26 protein-coding genes are annotated in these 26,464 nt (G+C 70.8%); 6 read left to right on the forward strand and 20 right to left on the reverse strand.

Going from position 1 to position 26,464, the window contains the following annotated elements:
* Positions 1 to 26: 26 nt before the first annotated feature.
* Positions 27 to 1,100 (reverse strand): hydrogenase small subunit, encoded by a 1,074-nt coding sequence (locus tag EDD54_RS04335; RefSeq protein ID WP_126536246.1) that lies wholly within the window; start codon positions 1,098 to 1,100, stop codon positions 27 to 29.
* Positions 1,101 to 1,400: 300 nt separating this feature from the next.
* Here EDD54_RS04335 and EDD54_RS04340 point away from each other — a divergent pair, with 300 nt between their 5' ends.
* Positions 1,401 to 2,084, forward strand: a complete 684-nt coding sequence (locus EDD54_RS04340; protein ID WP_126536244.1) for a fumarylacetoacetate hydrolase family protein — start codon at positions 1,401 to 1,403, stop codon at positions 2,082 to 2,084.
* Between the two features lie 86 nt (positions 2,085 to 2,170).
* Here EDD54_RS04340 and EDD54_RS04345 read toward each other — a convergent pair whose 3' ends face one another.
* Genes EDD54_RS04345 through uraD form a run of 3 tightly spaced genes read right to left on the reverse strand, consistent with a single transcriptional unit; the run spans position 2,171 to position 5,144 of the window.
* The gene (locus tag EDD54_RS04345) at positions 2,171 to 3,388 is read right to left on the reverse strand and encodes an ArgE/DapE family deacylase (RefSeq protein WP_126536242.1); all 1,218 of its coding nucleotides are present in this window, start codon (positions 3,386 to 3,388) and stop codon (positions 2,171 to 2,173) included.
* Positions 3,385 to 4,665, reverse strand: coding sequence for an allantoate amidohydrolase (locus tag EDD54_RS04350; RefSeq protein WP_245515631.1), 1,281 nt, complete (start codon positions 4,663 to 4,665; stop codon positions 3,385 to 3,387). The genes EDD54_RS04345 and EDD54_RS04350 overlap by 4 nt, the downstream gene beginning before the upstream one ends.
* Positions 4,662 to 5,144: a 2-oxo-4-hydroxy-4-carboxy-5-ureidoimidazoline decarboxylase gene (uraD, locus tag EDD54_RS23155; protein ID WP_207620260.1), complete on the reverse strand. Its 483-nt coding sequence runs from the start codon at positions 5,142 to 5,144 to the stop codon at positions 4,662 to 4,664. Before uraD ends, EDD54_RS04350 begins: the two co-directional genes overlap by 4 nt.
* Before the next feature lie 265 nt (positions 5,145 to 5,409).
* On the opposite strand from uraD, the gene EDD54_RS04355 reads away from it, so the two are divergent.
* Complete coding sequence (locus tag EDD54_RS04355) at positions 5,410 to 6,066, forward strand: MarC family protein (protein WP_126536238.1); 657 nt, start codon at positions 5,410 to 5,412, stop codon at positions 6,064 to 6,066.
* Between the two features lie 49 nt (positions 6,067 to 6,115).
* Here the strand turns inward: EDD54_RS04355 and EDD54_RS04360 are convergent, their stop codons facing one another.
* Both EDD54_RS04360 and EDD54_RS04365 read right to left on the reverse strand, forming a co-directional pair.
* Entirely contained in the window at positions 6,116 to 6,487 is a 372-nt protein-coding gene (locus tag EDD54_RS04360; protein WP_126536236.1) for a hypothetical protein, read from the reverse strand.
* A 92-nt stretch (positions 6,488 to 6,579) separates the two neighbouring features.
* A complete protein-coding gene (locus tag EDD54_RS04365; protein ID WP_126536234.1) occupies positions 6,580 to 8,679 on the reverse strand; it encodes a molybdopterin oxidoreductase family protein in 2,100 nt (699 codons plus the stop codon).
* A gap of 530 nt (positions 8,680 to 9,209) precedes the next feature.
* Between EDD54_RS04365 and EDD54_RS04370 the strand changes: the two genes are divergently transcribed.
* Together EDD54_RS04370 and trmFO are read left to right on the forward strand one after the other, a co-directional pair.
* Positions 9,210 to 9,359: a DUF1127 domain-containing protein gene (locus EDD54_RS04370; RefSeq protein ID WP_126536232.1), complete on the forward strand. Its 150-nt coding sequence runs from the start codon at positions 9,210 to 9,212 to the stop codon at positions 9,357 to 9,359.
* 454 nt (positions 9,360 to 9,813) lie between these two features.
* Positions 9,814 to 11,229, forward strand: coding sequence for a methylenetetrahydrofolate--tRNA-(uracil(54)-C(5))-methyltransferase (FADH(2)-oxidizing) TrmFO (trmFO, locus tag EDD54_RS04375; protein WP_126536230.1), 1,416 nt, complete (start codon positions 9,814 to 9,816; stop codon positions 11,227 to 11,229).
* Between the two features lie 22 nt (positions 11,230 to 11,251).
* Here trmFO and EDD54_RS04380 read toward each other — a convergent pair whose 3' ends face one another.
* From EDD54_RS04380 to yajC, 6 genes are all read right to left on the reverse strand, one after another.
* Positions 11,252 to 12,523, reverse strand: a complete 1,272-nt coding sequence (locus tag EDD54_RS04380; protein WP_126536228.1) for a choice-of-anchor tandem repeat GloVer-containing protein — start codon at positions 12,521 to 12,523, stop codon at positions 11,252 to 11,254.
* A gap of 147 nt (positions 12,524 to 12,670) precedes the next feature.
* Complete coding sequence (locus tag EDD54_RS04385; protein WP_126536226.1) at positions 12,671 to 13,525, reverse strand: phytoene/squalene synthase family protein; 855 nt, start codon at positions 13,523 to 13,525, stop codon at positions 12,671 to 12,673.
* On the reverse strand, positions 13,525 to 13,926 hold the full coding sequence (locus EDD54_RS04390) for an Mth938-like domain-containing protein (protein ID WP_126541702.1): 402 nt from the start codon (positions 13,924 to 13,926) through the stop codon (positions 13,525 to 13,527). Before EDD54_RS04390 ends, EDD54_RS04385 begins: the two co-directional genes overlap by 1 nt.
* A 74-nt stretch (positions 13,927 to 14,000) precedes the next feature.
* Complete coding sequence (gene secF / locus EDD54_RS04395) at positions 14,001 to 14,951, reverse strand: protein translocase subunit SecF (RefSeq protein WP_126536224.1); 951 nt, start codon at positions 14,949 to 14,951, stop codon at positions 14,001 to 14,003.
* A 23-nt stretch (positions 14,952 to 14,974) separates the two neighbouring features.
* Positions 14,975 to 16,588 (reverse strand): protein translocase subunit SecD, encoded by a 1,614-nt coding sequence (gene secD, locus EDD54_RS04400; protein ID WP_126536222.1) that lies wholly within the window; start codon positions 16,586 to 16,588, stop codon positions 14,975 to 14,977.
* A 119-nt stretch (positions 16,589 to 16,707) separates the two neighbouring features.
* Entirely contained in the window at positions 16,708 to 17,058 is a 351-nt protein-coding gene (gene yajC / locus EDD54_RS04405; RefSeq protein ID WP_126536220.1) for a preprotein translocase subunit YajC, read from the reverse strand.
* Between the two features lie 268 nt (positions 17,059 to 17,326).
* On the opposite strand from yajC, the gene EDD54_RS04410 reads away from it, so the two are divergent.
* Both EDD54_RS04410 and EDD54_RS04415 read left to right on the forward strand, forming a co-directional pair.
* Entirely contained in the window at positions 17,327 to 17,824 is a 498-nt protein-coding gene (locus EDD54_RS04410) for a hypothetical protein (RefSeq protein ID WP_126536218.1), read from the forward strand.
* Between the two features lie 83 nt (positions 17,825 to 17,907).
* Positions 17,908 to 18,786 (forward strand): ATP-binding protein, encoded by an 879-nt coding sequence (locus tag EDD54_RS04415; RefSeq protein WP_126536216.1) that lies wholly within the window; start codon positions 17,908 to 17,910, stop codon positions 18,784 to 18,786.
* Positions 18,787 to 18,871: 85 nt separating this feature from the next.
* On the opposite strand, the gene EDD54_RS04420 is transcribed toward EDD54_RS04415, so the two are convergent.
* The 8 genes from EDD54_RS04420 to EDD54_RS04455 all read right to left on the reverse strand — a co-directional run bounded on the left by EDD54_RS04420 (position 18,872) and on the right by EDD54_RS04455 (position 26,358).
* Positions 18,872 to 20,332 carry a LysM peptidoglycan-binding domain-containing M23 family metallopeptidase gene (locus EDD54_RS04420; RefSeq protein WP_126536214.1) on the reverse strand — a complete coding sequence of 487 codons (1,461 nt, stop codon included), beginning with the start codon at positions 20,330 to 20,332 and terminating at the stop codon, positions 18,872 to 18,874.
* 181 nt (positions 20,333 to 20,513) lie between these two features.
* Positions 20,514 to 21,164: a protein-L-isoaspartate(D-aspartate) O-methyltransferase gene (locus EDD54_RS04425; protein WP_126536212.1), complete on the reverse strand. Its 651-nt coding sequence runs from the start codon at positions 21,162 to 21,164 to the stop codon at positions 20,514 to 20,516.
* A gap of 114 nt (positions 21,165 to 21,278) precedes the next feature.
* Positions 21,279 to 22,034 (reverse strand): 5'/3'-nucleotidase SurE, encoded by a 756-nt coding sequence (gene surE / locus EDD54_RS04430; protein ID WP_126536210.1) that lies wholly within the window; start codon positions 22,032 to 22,034, stop codon positions 21,279 to 21,281.
* 57 nt (positions 22,035 to 22,091) lie between these two features.
* Positions 22,092 to 23,384, reverse strand: coding sequence for a serine--tRNA ligase (gene serS / locus EDD54_RS04435; protein ID WP_126536208.1), 1,293 nt, complete (start codon positions 23,382 to 23,384; stop codon positions 22,092 to 22,094).
* Positions 23,385 to 23,507: 123 nt separating this feature from the next.
* Positions 23,508 to 24,404, reverse strand: coding sequence for a TorF family putative porin (locus tag EDD54_RS04440; protein ID WP_126536206.1), 897 nt, complete (start codon positions 24,402 to 24,404; stop codon positions 23,508 to 23,510).
* Between the two features lie 290 nt (positions 24,405 to 24,694).
* Entirely contained in the window at positions 24,695 to 25,507 is an 813-nt protein-coding gene (gene tatC, locus EDD54_RS04445; RefSeq protein WP_126536204.1) for a twin-arginine translocase subunit TatC, read from the reverse strand.
* On the reverse strand, positions 25,504 to 26,055 hold the full coding sequence (gene tatB, locus EDD54_RS04450; RefSeq protein ID WP_126536203.1) for a Sec-independent protein translocase protein TatB: 552 nt from the start codon (positions 26,053 to 26,055) through the stop codon (positions 25,504 to 25,506). Before tatB ends, tatC begins: the two co-directional genes overlap by 4 nt.
* 78 nt (positions 26,056 to 26,133) lie before the next feature.
* Positions 26,134 to 26,358, reverse strand: a complete 225-nt coding sequence (locus EDD54_RS04455) for a twin-arginine translocase TatA/TatE family subunit (RefSeq protein WP_126536201.1) — start codon at positions 26,356 to 26,358, stop codon at positions 26,134 to 26,136.
* Positions 26,359 to 26,464: the final 106 nt, after the last annotated feature.

The following is a 26,464-nucleotide window of genomic DNA, read 5'->3' on the forward strand; positions in this document are numbered from 1 at the left end:
CGGGAAGTTCGGGGACGGGGTTTCGGTCAGTCGCGCTTGGTGGTCAGGCGCTTGACCGTGGTGACCGCGGCGTGCGCGACCACGGCCGCGCCGACCGCGCCGGCGACCGTCGCGCCGATCTTGTCGGCGTTGGCCTCGACGCCGAACTCGCGGATCGTGGTGAGCCGGTCGTAGAACGAGCCCTTGTCCCAGAAGCCCTCCTCGGAGCAGCCGATGCAGCCGTGGCCGGACTGGATCGGGAAGGAGACGCCGCCGTTCCAGCGGGTGGTGGAGCAGGCGTTGTAGGTGGTCGGGCCCTTGCAGCCCATCTTGTAGAGGCAGTAGCCCTTGCGCGCGCCCTCGTCGTCCCAGCTCTCGACGAACTGGCCGGCGTCGAAATGCGGCCGGCGGTAGCACTTGTCGTGGATGCGCTGGCTGTAGAACATCTTGGGCCGACCCTGGCGGTCGAGCTCGGGCAGGCGGCCGAAGGTGGTGACGTAGGTGACGACGCCGGTCATCACCTCGGCGATCGGCGGGCAGCCGGGCACCTTGATGATCGGCTTGTTCTTGATGACCTTGTCGATCGGGGTCGCCTGGGTCGGGTTCGGCTTGGCGGCCTGGACGCAGCCCCAGGAGGCGCAGGCGCCCCAGGCGATGATCGCCATGGCGTCCTCGGCCATCCACTTCAGCTTCTCGACGAACGGCTTGCCGCCGTCGATGCAGAACATGCCGTCCTCGTTGAGCGGCGGGTTGCCCTCGACCGCAAGGATGTACTGGCCCTTGTACTTCTCCTTGGTCTCCTCGAGGATCGCCTCGGCCTGGTGTCCGGCGGCGGCCATGATGGTGTCGTCGTAGTCGAGCGAGATCATCGACAGCACGACGTCCTTCACCAGCGGATGGGCCGAGCGGATGAAGCTCTCCGAGCAGCAGGTGCACTCGAGGCCGTGCATCCAGATCACCGGCGTGCGCGGCTTGGTCTCGAGCGCGTACGCCATCTCGGTGGCGGCTACCGGCCCGAGGCCGAGCGAGGCGGCCGTGAGGTTGCAGAACTTCACGAAGCTGCGGCGGGTGATGCCCTGGCGGCGGATCACCTCGTAGAACGTCTCGATGTTCGAGCCCATTTCCCTCCCCCGATCGTTTCGCAGGCGCTCACGGCGCTCTCGGAAGGGAATGGCAAGGACCGTGCCGAAGTCGGCCGATTGCAGAAAAGCCCGGATTTCCGGGACCGGCTTTCAGATTCCTTGAAGCGGGGAGAAGGAAAACCTGACGGTGATGGATACCCGCCGGACGGCTCACTGGAAGCATGGTTTCCAGATTCTCGCGCGCCGGGTCGGCGCGTGCTGCACCGCACGCGGCGGTCGCCCCTCCCGCCGCCCGCCTCGGGATGCTAGGCAGGCTGATCTCTCCCGAGGAGCATCGCCATGGCTTTCGCCGTTCCCGCCCCCGCCGTTGCCGTCGTGCCGGTCGCCGGCGGCGACCTGTTCCCGGTCCGCCGCGTCCACTGCGTCGGCCGGAACTACGCCGAGCACGCCCGCGAGATGGGTGGCGACCCCACCCGCGATGCGCCGTTCTTCTTCTCCAAGCCGGCCGACGCGCTGGTGACCCACGGCGCCCCGGTGCCCTACCCGCCCGCGACCTCCGACTTCCACTTCGAAATGGAACTGGTGGTGGCGATCGGCACCGGCGGCGCCGACATCGCCGTCGCCGACGCCCTGAACCACGTCTTCGGCTACGCCGCCGGCCTCGACATGACCCGGCGCGACCTCCAGGCCGCCGCCAAGAAAGCCGGCCGGCCCTGGGACATGGCCAAGGGCTTCGACAAGTCGGCGCCGATCGGCGAGATCGCCCCGAAGATCGCGATCGGCCACCCCGACCGCGGCGCCATCGCGCTGACGGTGAACGGCGTCACCCGGCAGGCCGCCGACCTCGCCGACATGATCTGGAGCGTGCCGGAGATCGTCGCCCATCTCTCCGGGCTGGTCCGGCTCGAGCCAGGCGACCTGATCTTCACGGGCACGCCCGCGGGCGTCGGCGCGGTCACGCGCGGCGACGTGCTCGCCGGCCGGATCGAGGGCGTCGGCACGGTCGAGACGACGATCGTATGAGCCCGGCGACGTGAAAAAGCAGGAGGGCCGCATCGGCGACTGCGATGCGGCCCTCCAGGAACGCTTCTCCGTATCGACCGCTCCGTTCAGTCGGCCTTCAGGAGGTCGGCCAGCGTCAGTGCCACCACCTCGGTGGCGGCCTTCAGGTCCGAAAGTTGGAGGTGCTCGTCGGCGGCGTGGGCGTTGGCCTCGAGGATCGAGCGCGGACCGGCACCGTAGAGGATGGTCGGCACGCCGGCGGCGGCGTAGTGGCGGGCGTCGGTGTAGAGCGGCACGCCGGTTGGCGCGACGGCGACGCCGAGCACGTCGGCGGCGTGGCGCTCGAGGCTCTCGATCATCGGCTCGACGCCCGGCAGCGGCCGCAGCGGCTCGGCCAGCATGATGCGGCGGCACTCGACCTCGAGGCCCGGCAGCTTCGGCGCGGCGGCCTCGATCAGCGCGATCAGCGCCGCCTCGACCTCGGTGCCGACCTCCTCGGGGATCAGACGGCGGTCGAGCCGCAGCACGATGCGGTCCGGCACCACGTTGGTGTTGATGCCGCCGGAGATCAGGCCGACCGTGACCTTCGGGCTGCCGATGCCTTTCTGCGCCGACATGGTGCCGGCGAGGCGCGCGCGCTCCTCGTAGATCGCCTTCAGGATCGGCCAGGTCGCCTCGAGGGCGTCGACGCCGGTCTCGGGCATGGCGGCGTGGGCCTGCCGGCCGCGCACGACGACCTCGAGGTGGAGCACGCCGTTGTGGGCGGTGGTGATGGCGTAGGAGAAGCCGGCGGAGATCGCGAGGTCGGGCTTGGAGAGGCCCTGCTCGATCAGCCACTTCGGACCGACGAAGCCGCCGGCCTCCTCGTCGTAGGTGAAGTGCAGCTCGATCGTGCCGTCGAGCGGCAGGCCCGAGGCGATCAGCGCCTTGAGGGCGAAGGCGTAGGTCGCGAAGTCGGACTTCGACACCGCGACGCCGCGGCCGTAGATCGCGCCACCGCGTTCCTCGGCGCCGTAGGGATCGGCGGTCCAGCCCTCGCCCGGCGGCACCACGTCGCCGTGGGCGTTGAGGGCGATCACCGGCCCCTTGCCCGAGCCGAAGACGTGGCGCACGACGAGGTTGGTCACCGAGCGCATGCCGTGCTGGCGCACGAAGGGCTCGGGCACCGGATGGCGCTCGACGGCGAAGCCCATCTTCTCGAGGAGGTCGGCCGCGACCTCGGCGTGCGGGCCGCAGTCGCCGGGCGGGTTGTCGCTCGGCACGCGCACCAGCGCCTTCAGGAACGCGACTTCGTCGGCGAAGGCCGACGCGACGATGGACTTCATCTCTCCCCTCCTCCTCGGGCCGTGTCGGCCTCCGCGGCCACCGCGGCCACGGCGCCGACCAGCGCCTCGACCGCGAGGCCGACGTCGGCGACCTCGGCGTATTCGTTCGGATTGTGACTGATGCCGCCGCGGCAACGCACGAACAGCATGGCGATGTCGCAGAGCGCGTGGACGGCGTGGCCGTCGTGGCCGGCGCCGGAGGTGAGCCGGCGCACCGGTATCCCCAGGTCGTCCACAGCCCGTCCAAAGGCGTTCCGCAGCCGTTCGGCGCAGGGCGTCGTCGGCGTATCGTGGTAGCGGTCCATCAGGTAGGACACGTTGCGCTTCTCGCAGATCGCGCCGAAACGGCGGCGGATCTCGGCGGCGGCGGCGGCGCGCGGCGGATCGGACTCGGCGCGCAGGTCGAGCGTGAAGCTCGCCCGCCGCGGGATCACGTTGACCGCGCCGGGCTCCAGCGACAGCCGCCCGACGGTCGCGACCATGTGGTCGTCGCGGCCGGCGCGGGCGACGTCCTCGACCGCGAGCATCATCTCCGCGGTGGCGGCGAGGGCGTCGCGGCGCATGGTCATCGGCACGGTGCCGGCGTGGCCGGCTTCGCCCGAGACGGTGACATGGAAGCGCGACTGGCCGGCGATCGACGTAACGACGCCGAGCGGCAGGTTGTCGATTTCGAGCACCGGCCCCTGCTCGATGTGGACCTCGAGGTAGCCGAGCACGTCGTCCGGCGCATAGGCGGCGTCCGGGATGCGTTCGGGGTCGCAGCCGAAGCCGACCAGCGCCTCGCGCAACGTGACGCCGTCGGCGTCGGCCGAGCCGAGCGCGGCGGGGTCGAAGGTGCCTGCGATCGCGGAGGACGACGCGAGCGTGGTCGGGAAGCGCACGCCCTCCTCGTCGCCGAAGGCGAGCACGTCGAGCCCGAACGGCAGGCGGATACCGCGCGCCGCGAGTTCCTGCACCGCCAGGATGCCGGCGACGACGCCGAGCGTGCCGTCGTAACGGCCCGCGTCGACGACGGTGTCGATGTGCGAGCCGATCAGCAGGCGGCGATTCGCGGTCGGCCCGGACCGCGCGGGCGGCAGCGATCCGCGGACCGTGCCGAGCGCGTCGACCGAGACCGACAGGCCCGCCTCGCCCATCCAGCGCGCGACGAGGTCGACCGCGCGGCGATGCGCCGGCGACAGGTAGAGCCGGGTGATCCGGCCGTCCTCGTCGGAGAGGGCGGCCAGCGCGTCGAGCATCGCCTGGGCGCGGCGGCCGAGATCGAGCGCGGCGGTCACGGGCGCACCCGGTCTTCGAGGCGGAAGCGGACGATCCGCGTGATCTGCGCGATCGCATTGGCGAATTCGGCCTCGGGCTCGTTGCCGACCCGCGCCTCGAAGGCGGCGAGGATCACGTCCTTGGTGGCGCCCTTGACCGCGAGGATGAAGGGGAAGCCGAAGCGGGCGCGGTAGCGGTCGTTGAGTTCGGTGAAGCGGGCGAATTCCTCGGGGCTCAGCCGGTCGAGGCCGGCGCCGGTCTGCTCGCGCACCGAATCCTCGGCCATCTCGCCGGCGATCGCGGCACGGCCGGCGAGATCGGGGTGGGCGTTGGCGAGCGCGAGACGGGCCTCGCGCGGGGCCCCCGCGATCGCCGCGGCGAAGGCGGCGACCATGGCCTCGCGGCTGCCGAAGGGGCGGGCCGCGGCGGCGGCCTCGGCGACCCAGGGCGAGTGTTCGGCGATGTCGGCGAAGGCGGCGGCGAAGGCGGCGTCCGTCATGGCGTCGATCGCGGCGATGTCGAAGGGAGCGGTCTTGGTCACCGAAGGCATGATCCGGGGCTAGGCGCGCACGAAGGCGCCGGGCCGCCGTGGACGGCCCGTCTAGCCGACCCTGCAACAGGTGGACCATGCGGCGCAATGGGGGCGCTGCGGCGAAACATCTTCGCCTGACGGCCCGGCCATGAAGACGCGCGCTCGCGTCCGGCTTTGCATCCGGCGCGGAAGACCGTCATGGTCGGGGGAACGCGAATCCGGGGGCCGCGGGATGTCGGACTATCTTCTCAACGCCTTCGCGACGCTGCTGGTCACGATCGACCCGATCGGGCTGGCGCCGCTGTTCCTGGCGGTGACCCGCGGCGCCTCGGCGGAGATGCGTTCCGCGATCGCGGTGCGCGCCTCGGTGATCGCCACGATCATCCTGGTCGCCTTCGCCCTCACCGGCACCATGGTGCTGACGTTCCTCGGCATTTCCCTGCCGGCCTTCCGAATCGCCGGTGGGCTGCTCCTGTTCTGGATCGCCTTCGAGATGGTGTTCGAGAAGCGCGAGAAGCGGAAGCAGGCGACCGCCGCGCAGGCCGTCCACGCCGACCGCGCCGACGCCGCCGCTTCGCTGCAGGCGCCCGAGGACCTGCGCCACATCGCGGTGTTCCCGCTGGCAATCCCGCTGATCGCCGGGCCGGGCGCGATCTCTGCCACCATCCTGATGGCCTCGCGCGCGCCCTCGACCGGCGCGCTGGCGCTCCTGATCGTGCTGATCGCCGCGATGATCGGAAGCTGCCTGCTCGTCTTCCGCGCGGCCCACACGGTCGACCGCCATCTCGGCGACACCGGCCGCAGCGTGCTGACGCGGCTCCTCGGCGTGCTGCTGTCGGCGCTGTCGGTGCAGTTCGTCGCCGACGGCATCAAGGCGATCATGGCCTGAAGGGGCCGGCCACGCGGCCCGGGATCCGGGCCGCGGTGGATTGCGTTCCTCAGCCCGCCTTGGGCTTGAAGCAGGCGGCGACGCCGCCGTTCAGGGCGGTGCGCTGGGCCGGGGTGAGGCCGCCGGACCGGGTGGTCTCGAAGCTGTCGCCCTCGAGGCCTTTCATGGCGGTGTCGGCGGCGCAGCGGCAGTCGGCGATCATGCGCTGGCGGTCGACGTCCTTGACCGAGGCCTGACCGTAGACGCAGACGTCGAGCAGCTTGCGGCCGAGCGCCTGCCGCGACAGCGCCGTACCCGGGGCCGCGGCCTGCGCCGCCGCCGGCTTGCCGGCGGGGACCTTCGCCGCCTGCTTTTCCGCCGACACGCACCCGCCCAACAGGAAGACCGCGACGGCCACCGCCGCCCCCATGCGCCGCACCATGATTCCGCTCTGCTCCGTCCGGGCGCGCCGCGCACCCGTTCATCATCTCTTTACAACGAGATTGCTGCGATGCAACGGGCTGGCCCGGCCCTTCACGTCGCGGCGTCGAGCGCGCGCAGCCGCACCTTGTTGTCGTGGAAGCCGACACCGCCATAGGGTGCGACCGGGTCCGAGCCGGTCAGGCTGTTGATGCCGCGGCCGTCCTCGTGGTCGGCGTTGGCCCAGATGCCCTCGGCGACGACGACGCCCGGCTTCAGCCCGTCGAACAGCGCCGCCGTCAGAACGACGCGGCCGCGCCCGTTCGCGACTTCGACGCGCCCGCCCTCGGAAAGGCCGATGCGCGCGGCGTCGTCGGGCCGGATCATCAGGGTCGGCCGGCCCTCGCGCTTCCTCCCCGAGACGGTCTCGCCGAAGGACGAGTTCAGGAACGAGCGCGCCGGGGCGGTGACGAGGCGGAACGGGTGGGCCTCGTCGGCCTCTTCGATCACCGGCCAGAAGTCGGGCAGCGCCGGCATCTCTCGCCACGGCCCCATCGGCCCGGCGTTCGGCGCCGGCACGCGGGTCCAGTCCGGCTTGAAATGGAACCGGCCGTCGGGATGGCCGAAGCCGTCGAGGAAATGGGCGCGCTCGAACGGCGGCTGGCAGTCGATCCAGCGCTTCTCCTCGAGTTCGGCGAGCGTGCCGATGCCGGAGTGGCGGAGCAGCCAGTCGACGTGCTCGCGCGCCGTCATCGCGAAGCCCGGGTGCTCGGCGCCGAGGCGTCGGGCGAGTTCGGCGTGGACGAAGTGGTTCTCGCGCGCCTCGCCCGGCGCCTCGATCAGCTTCGGCCCGAACAGGACGTACTGGTTGCCGCCGCCCTTGTAGATGTCGTCGTGCTCGAGGAACATCGTCGCCGGCAGCACCACGTCGGCCATGCGGGCGGTGTCGGTCATGAACTGCTCGTGGACCGCGACGAAGAGATCCTCGCGCGCAAAGCCGCGGCGGACCTTGTCCTGCTCGGGCGTCACCGTCATCGGGTTGGTGTTCTGGATCAGCATGGCCGTCACCGGCGGCCCGCCGAACAGCACGTCCGGCTCGCCGGTCAGCACCGAGCCGATCCGCGACTGGTCGAGTTCGCGGATCGTGGGATCGAGCCGGTCGGTGCCCTCGATCATCGACTTGTCGAGCCGGTAGATCGCGCCGTTGTTGTGGAAGGCGCCGCCGCCCTCGTGGCGGAACGAGCCGAGCACGACGGCGATCGACGCCGCCGCATGCATCGACACCGTGCCGTTGCGGCTGCGGGTGAAGCCGTAGCCGAGCCGGAAAAAGCTGCGCTTGGTGGTGCCGACCAGCTTGGCGAAGGCCTCGATCTCTACCACCGTCAGGCCGGTGATCGCCGCAGCCCATTCCGGCGTGCGGCTGGCGAGATGGGCCTCGAGTTCCTCCGGCACGTCGGAATAGCGGGCGAGATAGTCGCGGTCGGCGTAGCCGTCGCGGAAGGCGACGTGCATGACCGCACAGGCGAGCGCGGCGTCGGTGCCCGGACGCAGCACGAGGCCGAGGTCGGCCTGGCGCACCGTCTCGGTCTCGTAGACGTCGATCGCCACGATCTTCGCCCCGCGCGTCTTCCGGGCGCGGATGGCGTGGGTCATGACGTTGACCTGGGTCGCCACCGCGTTGGTGCCCCAGATCACCACGCAGTCGGCCTTGGCGATCTCGCGCGGATCGGGGCCGGTGAGACGGCCGGTGCCTGCAATCCAGCCGGTCCAGGCGGTGTTGGTACAGATGCTGTCGAACTGGCGCGAGTAGCCCTTGGCGTGGCGCAGGCGGTGGATGCCGTCGCGCTGCACGAGGCCCATGGTGCCGGCATAGTAGTAGGGCCACACCGCCTGCGGCCCGTGGGCGGCCTCGGCGGCGAGGAAGGCCTCGGCGATCCGGTCGAGCGCCTCGTCCCAGCCGATCGGCGTGAATTGGCCCGAGCCCTTCGGCCCCGTGCGCAGCAGCGGCCGGGTCAGCCGGTCCGGATGGTGGACGCGTTCGGCGTAGCGGGCGACCTTCGCGCAGATGACGCCGGCGGTGTAGTCGTTGTCGGCGGCGCCGCGGATGCGGCCGATCGTGCGCTCGTCGAGCACCTCGACCTCGAGCGCACAGGTCGACGGACAATCGTGCGGGCAGGCGGACGCCGCGTGGCGATTGACGACGGGCCGGTTCATGGGGCCTCCCCGGGTGCTGAGCTCACCCTTTCGCATAGCGGAAAAACGACGGCGCCGGAACCGGGCGCCTCCGGCCGGGACGAGCGGCGCAGGGATCACGAAGCCGTGAGGTTTCGCCGTTCGTGGTAACGTTTCATCGCACCGTGGCGGCGCGCCGCGGCCTTCAAACGATTTGATTGCCCAAAGCGGTTGCGGTGGCTGCTGACGTATTGGTCATTGTGCATTGCAACATGAACCGCAGTGCGCCTGCGAATATGGGGCGATGACTTTCGACCTTCGTACAACCCTCGACGGGATATCGGTTTTTCTCCTCGCCCCGCCGTTCGCTCGCCCCGGGATCGCCGCGAATCCTACCCAATTGTGAAAACGATCCCAGGTCCGTTCATGCTGCCCTGCAACAACTGCATTCCAGTCATGCGCCACCCCCTCTGCCGACGCATGCCCGGTTGGACTATCTCTGTCCCTGTCGAGAGCGACGCACCGGACCGGTTGGTTCGAGAGCGCCTCCCGGAAAGTTGTGGATCGGAAAAATGTTCGACACCGTCGTCACCAAGCTTCGTTCGTACCGGAAGTACCAGGAGACCTACCGCGAGCTGGCCCGCCTCAGCGGCCGCGAGCTGGACGATCTCGGTATCTCCCGCTCGGACATCCCGGCCATCGCCCGCCGCGCGGCGCGCTGACCGTCCCGTAACGAGAGATCCGGCGGCCCCGCCTTCGACCCACCCTCCTCCCAGGGTCCCGCGGCGCCCCCGGCCAGCATCGGCAACCGGTACCTCCTCCCACCGGCCCGATGCGAAAGACGAGGCGGACCTCCTCCCCTGCCTCGCCACGACTGCGACACGCCGCCGAACCTCCTCCCTCGCCGGCGCCAGCAGCTCTGAAAGACCCGGACCCGAGCACTCCTCCCTTGGCTCGCCTCCGGGACCATACGCGGCGAACCTCCTCCCTCGCCGCGACCAGCCACGGGGCGGATCTCCTCCCCCGCACCCGATGGCCCCTCACGACGCCCGCCGGACCTCCTCCCCCGGCGGGCGATCGTGTTTTCAGGGGGATGCCCTGTTCGGACGGATCCGGCGCGCCTCGCGCGCCCGCGCGGCGTTGATGCCGCGGACGGCTCGGCCTATGGTCCGCGCCATGACGAACACCCCCTCCTCCCCCATCCACGTCGTCGGCGGCGGCCTCGCCGGCTCCGAGGCGGCTTGGCAGATCGCCGGCCGCGGCATTCCCGTCGTCCTGCACGAGATGCGCCCGGTGCGCGGCACCGACGCCCACAAGGGCGGCGACTTCGCCGAACTGGTCTGCTCCAACTCCTTCCGCTCGGACGACGCCGAGAACAACGCCGTCGGCCTCCTCCACGAGGAGATGCGCCGGGCCGGCTCGTTGATCATGGCCTCGGCCGACCGCCATCAGGTGCCAGCCGGCGGCGCCCTCGCCGTCGACCGCGACGGCTTCGCGGCGGCGGTGACGGCCGCGCTCGAATCGCATCCGCTGATCACGATCGACCGTGGCGAGGTCGCCGGCCTGCCGCCGGAAGACTGGGACAGCGTGATCCTCGCCACCGGCCCGCTGACCTCGCCCGCCCTCGCCGAGGCGATCCGCGGCCTGACCGGCCGCGACTCGCTCGCCTTCTTCGACGCCATCGCCCCGATCGTCCATTTCGAGACCATCGACATGGGCAAGGCGTGGTTCCAGTCGCGTTACGACAAGACCGGCCCGGGCGGCACCGGCGCCGACTACGTCAACTGTCCGATGAACCGCGAACAGTACGAGGCCTTCGTCGACGCCCTGCTCGCCGGCGACAAGACCGAGTTCAAGGCCTTCGAGGGCACGCCCTATTTCGACGGCTGCCTGCCGATCGAGGTGATGGCCGAGCGCGGCCGCGAGACGCTGCGCCATGGCCCGATGAAGCCGGTCGGGCTCACCAACCCGCACGATCCCACGGTGAAGTCCCACGCCATCGTGCAGCTGCGTCAGGACAACGCCCTCGGCACGCTCTACAACATGGTCGGTTTCCAGACGAAGCTGAAATACGCCGAGCAGGTTCGGGTCTTCCGGATGATCCCGGGCCTCGAGAAGGCCGAGTTCGCCCGCCTCGGCGGCCTGCACCGCAACACCTATCTCGACAGTCCGCGCCTGCTCGACCCGACGCTGCGACTGAAGGCCATGCCGCGGCTGCGCTTCGCCGGTCAGGTCACCGGCTGCGAGGGCTACGTCGAATCGGCCGCCGTCGGCCTGCTCGCCGGCCGCTTCGCCGCCGCCGAGCGAACCGGCGCCACGCCGGTGCCGCCGCCGCCGACCACCGCCTTCGGCGCCCTGCTCGGCCACATTACCGGCGGCCATCTATCGGTCGAGGGCGAGGGCCCGCGCTCGTTCCAGCCGATGAACGTCAACTTCGGCCTCTTCCCCGACATCGAGCCGCCGAAGGAGCCGGGCCGCAAGCTGAAGGGACCCGAACGCGGCGCCGCCAAGCGCCGCGCCATGAGCGCGCGTGCACTCGCGGATCTCGCGGTCTGGCTCGCCGGGGACACGTCGGCGGCCGCGGCGGAGTGAGTCGATTCGCGCGGCGGCGTCCTCACGGCGTGGCGCTGAAAACCGTTCCGAGGCCTTCCCCGCCGCCGTCGCGGGTTGTGCCCCAGAACGCCCCGCCCGAGCGCGTCAGGCCGCCGAACGGCGTGGCGCCATCGCCCGGCGGACCGGCGAAGGTGTGCAGGATCCGTCGCTGCCAGGATCCGCCGGCCGCCGCCGGTGGATCGAGCCGGAAGAGCGTGCCGAACGAGCCGCGGGCGCCGGCGGTGGATGCGGTTCCGTAGAGGCGGCCCGCACCGTCGAACACCAGGGCACCGCGCGGAAAGGCGCCACCCACCTGCCCGTCGAAGCGATGGATGACGGTCGCCTTCCAGATCCCGCCCGACTTGGCGAGCCGGAAGACGGTGCCGCATCGCATGAAGCAGGTGCCGGTTCCGCCGTAGGGCGTGGTGCCGTAGACCGTTCCCTTGGCATCGAGCGTCACCGGTGCGATCGGGCCGGTCCCGTTGCCGTCGTCGGCGAAGCGATGGAGGATCGTCGTCGTGGGCCCGACGCCGCCCGACGCGAGCGCGAGGCGGAAGACGGTGCCGCGTCCGCCCGTCTCGCTGCCGCCGGCCTCGGTGGTGCCGTAGAGCGCCCCGTCCGGACCGAACACCACGCCTGAACGGGGGTAGAGCCCGTCGTTCCGCCCGCCGCGGAACGCGTGCAGGATCGTCCGCGACCACCCCGCGCCGACCCGGCGGAGTTCCCAGACCGTGCCGCCGGTGAACCGCCCGCCGGCACTGGTGGTCCCGTAGATCCGCCCCGCGCGGACGGCGAGGCTGCCGGACGCGCGCGCGCCGGCGGTCGCCGTGTCGAACCGGCTGACCACCCGGTAGACGAAGCCGCCGCCCGCCTTCGGCGCCAGTTCGAAGATCGTGCCGCAACCACCCGAACAGCTGCCGCCTCCGCCCGATTCGGTGGTGCCGAACAGCGAGCCGCCCGGGCCTTCGACCAGTCCGGAGAGCGGATTCGTCCCGTCCCGCCCACCGGCGAAGACGTGGAGCAGGGTGTACCGGTAGGCACCGTTCGCAGTCTGCGGCGGCGCGAGACGGAACACGGTGCCGAAGCCCTTGGCGCCGCCGCCCCGGGTCGTGCCGTAGAGCATGCCGTCGGCGGCCCGGACGACTTCGACGACCGGATGCGATCCCGACGCTTCGTCGCGGAACTGATGGATGGTCCGGTAGGTCGCCGCGGTCGCCGGGCTTGCGGCGACCGGGAGGAGAAGCGCGAGGATACCCGCGACGATGGCGGTGTTTCGGCACATGCGTCGAGCCATGGGTCGATCTCCGACCGGATGTCCCCCACGGGAGGATACGCCCGGACCGCGCATTCTGCACGCCTGCTCGGAGACGAATGTGCCACTGCCGCCGTCGACGAGGGCTCCGGCGGCTCCGCGCCGGGTGATCCGCGCGAGCGAATGCCCTCAGCGCGCGATGCGGCGGGAGAATCGCCAGAGCGCCACGGGCTTCCGCCAGCCGGAGACGTCGGCCGGCGCGCCGAAGGGGGCGGCCTTCTCGAGCGCCCTCAGCCAGGGCTCGACCAGACCGAGCCCGACGAAGGCCGGCCGCGCCCGCGGATCGATCGCGCAGAGCGCGCCGACCGCGCGGGCGAGATGGTGGCGGGCGTGCTCGCGCATCTCGCCGAGCGCACCGCGCAAGGCCGGGCCGTCGCGCATCGCCCTGACGTCGTCGGCCGAGGCGCCGTGGCGGCGCAGGACGTCCTCCGGCAGGTACACCTGGTTGCGGCGCGCGTGCAGCGGCAGCGCCCGCATCAGGCCGGTGATCGCGTAGGCGACGCCGGCGTGCCCGGCGGCGTCGGCGGCCCCGGCGTCCTCGCCGGCGCAGAGGACGGTGGCGGCGTGCAGGAACAGCACCGACGCAGTCTCGCCGGTATAGCCTTCGAGGTCGCCGAGCGAGGGCATGGCGTCGTCGTAGAGGTCGAAGCGGCGGGCCTCGACGAGATTCGCCAGCGAGCGTCGCGGCAGACGGAAGCGGTCGACGGTGTCGATGAGCGCCGCCGCGATCGGGTGCGATTCGACGGCGCCGTGGCCGGCGCCCTCCAGCGCGTCGACCCACCACTGCAGCCGGATTTCGCCCGGCATCGGCTCGCGCACGACGTCGCGGACGCGCGCGATCTCCAGCGAGAAGGCGTGGAGCGCGAACACGTGCCTTCGCGACTCCGCCGGCAGGAACAGGTCGGCGAGCCAGCGGTCGCGATCGCCCGACCGCACCGACGCCTCGGCGGCCGCATAGGCGGCGTCCGTCCGCTCGGAGGCCATCAGTCCACCGCGATCAGCGCGGCGGCGACCTTGCGGCGCTCGCCGAGCACGATGTTGAAGATGCGGATCGCCGCCCCGGTCAACATCACGTCGACACCGATGCCGGCCTCGCGCAGGGCCGCCCTGACGTCGGCCGGCAGCGGAACCAGGTCGCGGCCGGTGCCGACCAGCAGCGTGTCGATCGCGTCGGCCTGATCGACGACCGGCGCCAGCGACGCCGTGTCGATCGCCGCGGGCGCGGCCGGATCCCAGCCGTGCACGCCCGAAGGCAGCACCAGCAGCGAGCCGCGGTGCGACAGGCCGGCGAATCGGAAACCGCCGTTGCCGTAGGCGTCGATCGGCACCTGATCGGGGAAATGGCGGTCGCGCGGTTCGATGCGGCGCGGCCCGCGGGGTTCCATCAGCTTCATCGGGCTCGTCCTTCCAAGGGCGCCGGGGCGATAGGGACGGCGCTATCCGCGCGGCCCCGCCGCCGTCAGGCCTTGGCGGGCGCCGCCTTGGCCTCTTCGCCCTCGTCCTCCGACTTGTCGCCGGCGAGCTGCGGGTCGAGGAAGATCAGCACCGGCGCGGCGATGAAGATCGACGAGTAGGTGCCGACGATCACGCCGAACAGCATCGCGAAGGTGAACGACCGGATCACCTCGCCCCCGAACACATAGAGCGCCAGCAGCGCGATCAAGGTGGTGAGCGCGGTGTTGGTGGTGCGCGTCAGCGTCTGGTTGATCGCGAGGTCGAGCATCGCCGGCAGCGGCATGCGCTTGTACTTGCGTCGCATCTCGCGGATTCGGTCGTAGACGACGACGGTGTCGTTCAGCGAATAGCCGATGATCGTCAGGATCGCGGCGATCGACGACAGGTTGAACTCGAGCTGCAGCACGGCGAACAGGCCGATCGTCAGCACGATGTCGTGCAGCGTGGCGATCACGGCGCCGAGCGAGTACTGCCACTCGAAGCGGAACCAGACGTAGACCATGATGCCGGCGAGCGCGAGCAGCACGCCGATGATGCCGTTCTGCGCCAGTTCGCCGGAGACGCGCGGACCGACCACTTCGGTGCGGCGATACTCGACGGTATCGCCGAACACCGCCTGCACCTTGCCGACCACCGCGACCTGTTCGGCGTCGCCGCCGGGTTGGCGGACGATGCGCAGCAGCACGTTCTCCGGCGCGCCGAAGGACTGCACCTGCACCTCGCCGAGGCCGAGGCCGTTCATCTTCTGGCGGATGTCGCCGAGGTCGGCGGGGCCGGCCTTGGTCTGGATCTCCATGAGCGTGCCACCCTGGAAATCGATGCCGGTGTTCATGCCGAAGGTGAAGTAGGCGACGAAGCACAGCACCGACAGGATGCCGGAGAACAGGAAGCTGAACTTGCGCCACCGCATGAACGGGATGGCGGTGTCGTCGGGGAACAGGCGGAGGTGGCGCATCGTGGTGTCGTGGTCCCCGGATGTCAGAGCGGCACCGCCGTCGGGCGGGTGCGGCGCACCCAGACCGCGATGACGAGACGGGTGAAGGTGATCGCCGTGAACATGGTGGTGAGGATGCCGACCGTCAGCGTCACCGCGAAGCCGCGCACCGGGCCCGAGCCGAGCTGGAACAGCACGCCCGCCGCGATCAGCGTGGTGATGTTGGCGTCGACGATGGTGCCGAAGGCACGCTGGAAGCCGGTGTCGATTGCCGTGATCGCCGACCGGCCGAGCCGCTGCTCCTCGCGGATGCGCTCGTAGATCAGCACGTTGGAGTCGACCGCCATGCCCATGGTCAGCACGATGCCGGCGATGCCGGGCAACGTCAGCGTCGCTTGCAGGAGCGTCAGCACGGCGAAGATCAGCACGATGTTGACCATCAGCGCCACGTTGGCGAACAGGCCGAACAGGCCGTAGGACGCCAGCATGAAGACCACCACGCCGACGACGCCGATCACCGCGGCGCGCTGGCCGGCGGCGATCGAGTCGGCACCGAGGCCGGGGCCGACCGTGCGCTCCTCGACGACGCCGAGCCGGGCCGGCAGCGCGCCGGCGCGCAAGAGCACCGCGAGGTCGTTGGCGCTCTCGACGGTGAAGTTGCCGGAGATCTGGCCGGAGCCCTGGGTGATCGGCTCGCGGATCACCGGCGCCGAGATCACCTCGTCGTCGAGGACGATGGCGAAGGGCCGGTTGACGTTCTCGGTGGTGACCTGGGCGAACTTGCGCGACCCGCCGGTCGAGAGGCGGAACGAAACCACCGGTTCGTTGGTCTGCGACTGGAACGCCTCCTGGGCGTCGGTCAAATCCTCGCCGGTGAGGAGCGGCGCCTCCTCGACCACGTAGGGCCGCGGCGGGGTGTCGCGCGAGTTGAGGAGCATCGTGCCGGGCGGCAGCACGCCCTTCACGGCGTCCTCGAGGTTGGCGTTGACGTCGACGAGGTGGAAGGTCAGCTGCGCGGTACGGCCGATGATGTCCTTGAGGCGGGCCGGATCCTTTTCGCCCGGCGCTTCGACCAGGATGCGCGAGATGCTCTGGCGCTGGATCGACGGCTCGGTGGTGCCGAGTTCGTCGACGCGGCGACGGATCACCTCGATCGACTGGTCGACCACCTTGCCGAGGCGCTGCGACAGCCCTTCCTCGGTGAAGGACATCCTGTAGAGCCCCTCCCCGGCGTCCTCGACCTGGAACTCCGACACCGCGGTGCCGCCGAGCAGGGCGTTGGAGAGCGGGTTGACAAGGCCGTCGAGCCGCTTCTTCGCCTCGGCGAACTTGTCGGCGTCGCGCACGCGGAGTTGCACTGCCCCGTTGGAGACGGTCAGCCCGGTGTAGCCGATGCGCGGATCCTGGCGCATGGCGATGCGGACGTCGTTCTCGAGGCCCTTGAGGCGCTTGGCCTGATAGTCGGCGGTGTCGACCTCGTAGAGCAGATAGACGCCGCCCTGGAGGTCGAGGCCGAGCACGATCTGTCTGCCCGGCAGCCAGTTCGGCCAGTTCTTCTGGAGTTGGTCGGCGGTCAGGAAGTTCGGGACGAGCACGAGCAGGCCCACCACGATGGTGAGCAGGATGGCCGTGACCTTCCAGCGGGAGAAGTAGAGCATCGTCGCGACTGCCTGTGCTGCGGACCGTCCCGTCCGCGTCCCCGTGCGTGGCGGCGCGGCCCGGCGGCCGCGCCCCTCCTCGTGCGACGGCGCGGCCACCGGGGCCGCGCCGGGCGGCGTCAGCCGGCGTCCTTGACCGGCTCGCCCTTGGTGCGCAGGTCCTGGACCATGCCACGCGCGACGCGCACCTGCATCTTGCCGCCGCCCTCGCCGACGTCGAGCACGAGCTCGCCGTCGTCGACGACCTTGACGATCTTGCCGATCAGACCGCCGCTCATCACCACGGTGTCGCCGCGGCGGAGATTCTTGATCATCTCCTTGTGCTCGCTGGCGCGGCGCTGCTGCGGGCGGATCAGCAGGAAGTACATGATCACGAAGATCAGGACGAAGGGCACGATCTGGATCAGGAACCCGGAGGCCCCCATGGCATCGCCCGTCGCGGTTTGCGCGAACGCGGGTGTCACGAACATCGCCTTCTCCTCGAATGATCCTCGGCGGGCCGGCGGACCGGCGGGAAAACCCGCCCGCCGCCCGCGAAAAGCGCGCGGACTATAGCCGCCCGGCGCCGGAAAGCAACATGGCGTCAGGCTCCGCGCGGCGACCGTTCCAGGTGCCGCCGGGGCGTCACCGCGGTGACAGCGCCGCCGATCGGAACGTGGCGAAATGCACCTCGTCGACGCGTCGGAGCGGCCGGGAGGCCGCCACGCCGCACCCGGAACCCAAGGGGGAACCATCGCCATGAGGATCGCCGCCGCCAGCCTTGCCTTCGCCCTCGCCGCTCTCGCCGCGGGAACCGCCCTTGCCGCCGACGGCAAGACGATCGCCGCCGCCGACTGCTTCAAGACCGGGAGCATGTCGCCCGGCGACCGTGGCGAGCTCGAGAATTTCACCACGGTCGGGATCGAAGTCGCCTGCACGCTGCCGCGCGACAATCCCGCCGCCCGCCTCGCGAAAGTCGAGGTTTCCGTCATCGACAACACCGCGGGCATCGCGGGAACCAACGACTTCTCCTGCCGGGTCGCCATCGTCGACCGCTTCGCCCGGGTCATCGCCGTCGGCGCGACGCGGGGCACCACCGGAACGAACACCCAGGGCACGGTCCTGGCGCTGCCGGTGCCCGCCGGCAATCTCGTCAAGGGCAACTACTTCGTCTTCTGCAAGGTGCCCCGGCAGTCGGCCTTCGACGAGCCGTCGCGTCTCGCGTCCATCTACTACGAAGAGGCGTCCGAACCCTGAACGGAGCGGGCCGGCGGTTTGCCCTCGACCCCGCCGACGGCTAAGGGTGGCGCGGTGCGCCCCCTTCCGACGAGCCGAGCCCCGTGTCCGACGATCCGATCTCGATCCTGAACCAGAATCTCGCCCGCCTGATCGCCATCCTGGAGCGTTCGGCGCCGCCGGCGTCGGCCGCGGTCGACTTCGCCGCCGCCGACGCCTTCGTCTGGACACCGGCGGCGCGGACGCTGACGCCGGTGCCGCGGGTCAACCGGGTCGACCTCGCCCTCCTCAAGGGCGTCGACCGCGCGCGCGACATGCTGCTCGACAACACCGAGCGTTTCGCCAGGGGCCTGCCGGCCAACAACGTGCTGCTCTGGGGGGCGCGCGGCATGGGCAAGTCGTCGCTGGTCAAGGCGGCCCACGCCGAAGTGGTGCGCCGCACCGGCGCCGACGGCCTCGCGCCGTTGAAGCTGGTCGAGATCCATCGCGAGGACATCGAGACGCTGCCGGAACTGATGGCGCTGGTGCGCCCGGCGCCGTTCCGATTCGTCGTGTTCTGCGACGACCTGTCGTTCGACCACGACGACACCTCCTACAAGTCGCTGAAGGCGGTGCTGGAGGGCGGCCTCGAGGGCCGGCCGGACAACGTGGTGTTCTACGCCACCTCGAACCGCCGCCACCTGCTGCCGCGCGACATGATGGAGAACGAGCGCTCGACCGCGATCAATCCGCACGAGGCGGTCGAGGAAAAGGTGTCGCTGTCCGACCGCTTCGGCCTGTGGATCGGCTTCCACAAGTGTTCGCAGGACGACTATCTCGCCATGGTCGAGGGCTACGTCGCCGCCCTCGGTATCGCGATCGCCCCGGAGACGCTGCGCGCCGACGCGCTCGAATGGTCGACCACCCGCGGCTCCCGCTCCGGCCGTGTCGCGTGGCAATACGTCCAGGACCTCGCCGGCCGCTCCGGCGTGCGGATCGGCTGACCGATTCGAGGCCCTGCCAGAAATGCGCGACGCCGCGGTGGGGGCCACCGCGGCGTCGTCCGTTTGGTCGGGAATCGGTCTCCGCTCAGCCGCTGAGGAACGGCAGCGGGTCGACCGGGCGATTGCCCTGCCGCAGTTCGAAGTGGAGCTGCGGGCGCGAGACGTTGCCGGTGGCGCCGACCTTGGCGACGGTCTGGCCGCGCATGATGGTGTCGCCGCGCTGGACCAGGATCTCGCTGGCGTGGGCATAGGCCGAGACGAAGCCGCTCGGGTGCTTGATCAGCACGAGGTTGCCGTAGCCCTTGAGCTCGTTGCCGGCGTAGATCACCTCGCCGCCCTCGGCCGCCTTGATCGGCGTGCCCTCGGGCACCTCGATGTTGATGCCGTCGTTGCGCTCGCCGTTGGCCTTGACGCCGTAGCCGCTGACGACGCGGCCGCGCACCGGCCAGCGGAAGCTGCCGTTGGCGGCGGCGTCCGCGACCGCGGACGAGGAGGCCGACGGCGCGGGCGTCGACGGCGCCGGACGGACCGGCTGCGGCGCGATCGAGGCGACCTGGACCGGCTGTTGCGCCGGCGCGGCCGGAGCGGGGGCGACCGGCGTCGCCTTGGCGGTCGGCGGCACGGCGACGGTCGCGGGCGCCGGGGCGGCGGCGACCGGGCGCGGCGCCGTCATGGGCTTCGGGATCACGCCGAGCGGGGCGGCGTCGTTGGCGGTCGCGCCGGGCTGGTCGGCGAGCGCGACACGGGTCGGCGCAGCGGTGGCACCGGGGATCTTGATCTTCTGACCGATGCGGATCGGCTGCGAGGCGTCGAAGCCGTTGAAGGCGGCGAGTTCGCTCGACTTCATGCCGTGCTTGGCGGCGATCCGGCCGAGGCTGTCGCCGGGCTGCACCTCGTAGACCGCGCCCTTGGCCGGCGCGGCGGCCGGGGCCGCGGGAACGGCGGCGGGGGCCTGCGCAACGGCGGCGGGCGCGACCGGACCGGCGCCGGCCGTCGGCTTGGCGCCGAAGGTGTAGGCCGGGATGACGACGCGGCTGCCCGGCGTCAGCGCCGAGCCCTTGGCGAGACCGTTGGAGGCGAGCAGCGCCTGTTCCGGCACGCCGTAGCGACGCGACAGGCCCTGGACGCTGTCGCCGGCTGCGACGGTGACCGAGGTCCCGCCCGCGGCGCTCCAGCCCGGCACCTGCGCGACGGCGCGGGCGGCCGGAACGGTCGGCGCGGGAACGGCCGGCACCGCGGGCGCGGCGGCCTGCAGCGGGGCGGTCGGACGGACGTAGGGGGCGCTGGTCGCCACCGCGCCCGGAGGCGCCGGCAGCGGCTGCGAGGCGACGGCGGGGGTCTGGTAGGCCGGCGCCGGCGGCAGCGCGGCGGGCTCGGCCGGGTTCACCGAGCCGGTGATGATCTGGCTCTGGTTGTCGGTCGGCTCGAACAGGGATCCGAACCGCGTGACATCGGAGCTGCAACCGGCCGCGGAGCCGGCCAGAACGGCCAGGGCGGCCGCTTGTCCGAGGAACCGGACCTTCAGGATCTTCGCAGGATGACGCATGGCTCTCGATTCTCGCCGTGCTACGCGTGACGGTGAGGCCATTTAAACCGGGGTAACGTTGATAAAGACTTAAACGGCTGTGCCGACTCGGCGGGCGGACGCCGATTTCCGCGGAAAACCGGCCTGTCGAGGCTAGGAGCGAACCATACCTGCGCGCCCTCGCCCCCGGGCGGCCGACGGCTCACAGCCGACTGGCGACGCCCTCGATCAGCGGGCCGAAGCGGGCGGGGCCGATCTCGGTGCGGTGGAACAGGCGGCCGTCGCGGACGATGCGGACCACGGTCTGATGCGGCCCGGTCCCGACCGGGGCGACGAGGATGCCGCGATCGGAGAGCTGGTCCATCAGCGCGCCGGGCACCTTGGCGACGGCGCCGTCGACCAGGATGCGGTCGTAGGGGGCGTGGCGCGTGAAGCCCTCCAGGCCGTCGGCGACCATGGCGACGACGTTGCCGATCTTCATCGCCGCGAAGCGGTCCTCGGCGAGTTCGACCAGGGTGCGGAAGCGGTCGAGCGTCACGACCTGACGGACGAGGCGGGCGAGGATGGCCGCCTGGAAACCCGACCCGCAACCGACCTCGAGCACCTTGTGCTCGGGGCGGAGGTCGAGGGCGGCGAGCATGGCGGCCATGGTGGACGGCGCCGCGATGATCTGACCGCATTCGATCGGCACGGCGGTGTCGCCGTAGGCGCCGGACTGGTAGGGCGCCGACAGGAACATCCGCCGCGGGACCTCGCGGAACGCGTCCAGGATCCTCTCGTCCGCGATGCCGTTCGCCGCGATGCGGGCGGCGAGCGCCGCCATGTCGTTCCTGTCCCGCTCGAACGCCTTCATAATCGGCGCTGATCCTCGTCGCTACCTCGGGTGCGGGCGCGTTCGCCCGCACCTGCCGACAATCGCCCGGCCGGAGTTAAGGCCGTGTCAACCGATCGTCGGTCCGAGGTCCGATCAACCGAGCAGCGCGGCGATGCGTTCCAGACCGGCGTGGTCGGTGAGATCGAGCCGAAGCGGCGTCACCGCAATGCGTCCGGCCTGGACGGCGTGGACGTCGGTGCCCGGCTGCGCCGGTTCGTCGGCACGGCCGTAGGCGAGCCAGTAGTAGGGCTTGCGCCGGCTGTCCATGCGGGCCTCGGCCTTGAGGCCGTGGGTCGAGGTGCCCTGGCGGGTGACCTCGACGCCGACGACCTCCTCGATCCCTCGGGCCGGGAAGTTGAGGTTCATCAGCGTGCCCGCGGGAATGCCGGCCTCGAACAGCTTGCGGACGAGGCCGGGCGCGTGCGCCTCGGCGGTCGCGAACGGGATGTCGCCGCCGCCGGCGTAGTCGTAGCCCTGGCTCAGCGCCATCGCGGGGATGCGGAGCAGGGTCGCCTCGATCGCCGCGGCGATCGTGCCGGAATAGGTGACGTCGTCGGCGATGTTGAGACCGGCGTTGACGCCGGAGAGCACCAGGTCCGGCGGGCTCGGCATCAACTCGCGCACGGCCATGATGACGCAGTCGGTGGGCGTGCCGCGCACGGCGAAGCGGCGCTCGTCGATGTCGCGGACGCGGATCGGGTCGTGCAGCGTCAGCGAATGCGCGAGGCCGGACTGGTCGGTCTCGGGCGCGACGACCCAGACCTCGTCCCCGACCGCGCGCGCGATCGCCTCGAGCGCGACGAGGCCGGGGGCGTGGATGCCGTCGTCGTTGGTGATCAGGATGCGCATCGGGGGAACCTCGGGTCTGGACGGATGTCGTCGGTCGCGGCGGGATCGGCGCGCCGGTCAGGAGCGCGCGATGCGCTCGAGGCCGCCCATGTAGCCGCGCAGGGCGTCGGGGACGGTGATCGAGCCGTCCTCGTTCTGCCACGTCTCCATGACGGCGATCAGGGCGCGGCCGACGGCGACGCCCGAACCGTTGAGGGTGTGGACGAAGCGCGTCGACTTCTCGTCGGCGGGGCGATAGCGCGCGTTCATGCGGCGGGCCTGGAAGTCGCCGCAGACCGAGCAGGACGAGATCTCGCGGAACGCCTTCTGCCCGGGCAGCCAGACCTCGATGTCGTAGGTCTTGCGCGAGGCGAAGCCCATGTCGCCGGTGCAGAGCGTGACGACGCGGTAGGCGAGGCCGAGCCGCTTCAGCACTTCCTCGGCCGAGGAGAGCATGCGCTCGTGCTCGTCCATCGACTTGTCGGCAGCGGTGATCGAGACGAGTTCGACCTTGTCGAACTGGTGCTGGCGCAGCATGCCGCGGGTGTCGCGGCCGGCCGAGCCGGCCTCCGAGCGGAAGCAGGGCGTCAGCGCGGTCATGCGGATCGGCAGGGCGCCGTCGTCGAGGATCTCCTCGCGCACGAGGTTGGTCAGCGACACCTCGGCGGTCGGAATCAGCCAGCGGCCGTCGGTGGTCCGGAACAGGTCCTCGGCGAATTTCGGCAGGTTGCCGGTGCCGTACATGGTCTCGTCGCGCACCAGCAGCGGCGGAATCACCTCGGTGTAGCCGTGCTCGCCGGTGTGGAGGTCGAGCATGAACTGTCCGAGGGCGCGCTCGAGCCGGGCGAGGCCGCCCTTGAGCACCGTGAAACGGGCGCCCGACAGCTTGGCGGCGCGCTCGAAGTCCATCAGGCCGAGCCCCTCGCCGAGGTCGAAGTGCTCCTTCGCCCAATCGATCCGGCGCGGCTCGCCGTGGGTGCGGTAGACGACGTTGTCGCGTTCGTCGCGGCCGTCGGGCACCTCGTCGAGCGGAACGTTCGGGATGACGGCGAGCGCGGCGGTCAGCGCCTCGTCGAGCTCGCGGGCCTTGGCTTCGCCGGCCTGGAGGTCTTCCTTGAGGTGGGCGACCTCGGCCATCAGTTCGGCGGCGCGCGCCTCGTCGCGGGCGCCCTTGGCCTTGCCGATCTCCTTGGAGGCGGCATTGCGGCGCTCCTGCATCTGGTGCAGCGCGGCGAGATGGGCGCGGCGGGCGTCGTCGCGGGCGAGCACGTCGGCGACGGTCGCCGCCGCCTGGGCCTCGTCCTGTCCCCGGCGCAGCAGCGCGGTGCGGAGCCCCTCGGGCTCGTCGCGAATCCACTTGATGTCGAGCATCGGAAAATCCCTCGCGCACGGGGCCGGCACCGGGTCGCGGGACGCGCCGAACCGGGGCCGCGATCGTCGGGGACTTCGTAGAGAAGCCCGCCGCCGTCCGCAAGACCGTAGCGACCGCGCCCGTCAGCGCTTCGGCGCCGTCCAGTCGGACAGCTTGGTGCTCAGCATCAGCTTGGCGTAGACCGCACCGTCGCAGTCCGTGTAGGCCTGCGACGAACAGCCGGCGGCGGACAGGTCGTTGTCCTGGTAGCCGACGACGACAGAGACGTTGTCGTTGAACGCATAGGCCAGGTTGACGTCCCACCAGATGTAGGACGCGATCGACGGGTCGTTCTGGTACCACTCGTAGCCGAGCTCGGCGTTCGCCGTCAGCGCCTCCACCCGCGGCACGGGCACGCCGACGGTGCCGTAGAAGCCGTAGTAGTCGTCGCCGTCGTCGTTGGTGCGCGGTTCCCAATAGACCTCGCCCGTGACGAAGGCGCCGCTCTCGTGGGTATAGGTCGCGGCAGCGTAGATCTCGGCGAAGTCGGCGCTGTCGACGTCGTCGTGGGCGTAGTAGCCGGCGCCGAGCGAGGCCTGGAAACGCTCGTCGAAGGTGTAGGTGCCGGTGACGTAGGGCAGCCAGCGGTCGCTCGAGGGGTCGTCGTACTTGATCCGGCGGGCGAGACTGACGTCCAAAGAGAGGTCGCCGAAGCTCGGCGTCGCGCCGAGCGTGTAGGTCACCGACGCCCAGGGATCGTCCGTGCCGTAGTCGAGCGTGTAGCCCTCGACGCTGGCGTAGAACAGGTCGTAGCTCGCGGTGATCCGCGTCTCCAGCGAGGGATGGTGGTCGGACTCGGTGAGCCCGCTGTCCATGTAGTCGCTGTAGAAGGTGGTCTCCACCGTCACGTCGAAACCGGAGCCCTCCTCGGCCTCGGCCTCCGCGGGCTCGTCCGCGGCCAGGGCCGGAGCGCAAGACCAGATCGGGACGGCGCAAAGTGCGACGATCGCGATTTCGGCGAAACCGGCGGAACGGAGCATCGACGGCACCTTCGTTGCGACCACCGGGACGCGGGCGGTCGCGATGGCATTTTTCACCGGGCGGGAAGCGGCGGCAAGGGTCCGGTGGCCGTGTCGGGCTCCCGGCACGCGCCGTCGTGGCCGGAAACGAAGCCCGGCGACGAAGGGGCGACCCCGACCGTCGGCGAGAGCGAACACCCTCCCGCCGGCCGGACCCTAGCGGCCGGAGTCTCATCGGATGTGACGATGCGGTGCGACGTCGACCCGTCGCCAAAGATCGATACGGATGCGCGCCGGAACGCGCGCGTCCGTCAGCTCTCCGCCGCCTCGCTCTCTTCGGCCGCCTTGGCGGCCGCGTCGCGGCGGTTCATGATCCTGACGGCGATGATCGAGGCCTCGTAGAGCAGCAGGGTCGGGATCGCGAGCAGGATCTGGGACATCGGGTCGGGCGGGGTCAGCACCGCCGCCGCCACGAAGGCGAGCACGATGGCGTAGCGCCGCTTCTCCTTCAGCGTCTGCTCGGTGATCACGCCGACGCGCGCGAGCAGCGTCAGGACCACCGGCAGCTGGAAGGTGATGCCGAAGGCGAAGATCATCGTCATGATCAGGCCGAGATACTCGGACACCCGCGGCAGCAACGAGATCGCCGCTTGCCCGTCGCCGCCGGCCTGCTGCATGCCGAGGAAGAACTTCATCATCACCGGCATGACGAAGAAGTAGACCAGCATCGCGCCCATGACGAACAGGATCGGCGTCGCCACCAGGAACGGCAGGAAGGCCTGCCGCTCGTGGCGATAGAGGCCGGGCGCGACGAACATGTAGATCTGCGTCGCGATCACCGGGAAGGCGATGAAGAAGGCGCCGAACAGCGCCAGCTTGATCTGGGTGAAGAAGTATTCTTGCGGCGCAGTGTAGATCAGCTCGACGTGCTGGTCGACACCGGCGGCCCGCTCGAACGGCCAGACCAGGATGTTGAAGATGTCCCGCGCGAAGTAGAAGCACAGGAGGAAGCAGATCAGCAGCGCGATCAGCGACTTGATCAGCCGCGTCCTGAGCTCGCGGATGTGCTCGATGAGCGGAGCCTTGGAGGCTTCGATCTCGTCCTCGTCCCGCTTGGTCGTCACCGGGCGCTTCCTTCGGAGGGCGTGCCGCCGGGGGCGGCGGGGGCGGGCACGGGCTCGGCCGACACCGGCGCGGCGGCGACCACGGGAGCCGGTGCCGGTTCGGACGGGACGACGGCCGGTTCGGACGGGGCGATCGCGGACGGCTCGGGCGCCGCCGTCTCGCCGGCCGTGCCGGTCTTCACCGGCTCGTTCGGCACCGCGACGGCGCCGACCGGCGGCCGCGGGTCGGAGGCCGGCGGCGGCGACGTCAGGCTCCGGCGGATCTCGTCGCCGGCGTTGCGCAGCGGGTCGAGCGCGCGCTTGACGTCGGTCAGCGGGTTGGCGTCCTTGACGCTCTGGATCTGCTTGCGCGTCTCCTCGAGGTCGACCTCGCGTTCCGCCTCGCGCAGCGCGGCGTTGAACTGCGACTGGAAGTCCCCGGCCATGCGCCGCACGCGGCCCACGGTCTGCCCGACCGTCCTCAGGAGCTTCGGGAGATCCTTGGACGGAAACACCACGATCGCAACGACGGCGATCACCAGGATCTCGCTCCAGCCGATTTCAAGCATGTCGACTCGCCCGGCGGCTTCCGTGCCGGCGCCCCGGGGGCGTCGCGCGTGCCGCGTTCGTCACAGGGATCCGAAGGCTCAGACCTTGCGGATGTCTTCGGACTTGGCGACGGGCGCGTCGGCCTTCTGCTCGATCGACTTGAAGTCGGCGGCAGTATCGGTCGGCTCGTCCTGCATGCCCTTCTTGAAGCTCTTGATGCCCTTGGCGAAATCACCCATCAGCTCGGGGATCTTGCCGCGGCCGAACAGGAGGAGGACCACCACCAGGACGATCAGCCAGTGCCAGATGCTCAGCGAACCCATAAACCCAACTCCCACACGGGATCCTTCGATCGGCCGGCACTCTTGCACACTCGATTTCGTGCCGCAACAAACCCCGGCCGGCCCTCCCCGCCCATTACGACGGCAA

The sequence above is a fragment of the Oharaeibacter diazotrophicus genome, from assembly GCF_004362745.1.
Classification (GTDB): Bacteria; Pseudomonadota; Alphaproteobacteria; order Rhizobiales; family Pleomorphomonadaceae; genus Oharaeibacter; species Oharaeibacter diazotrophicus.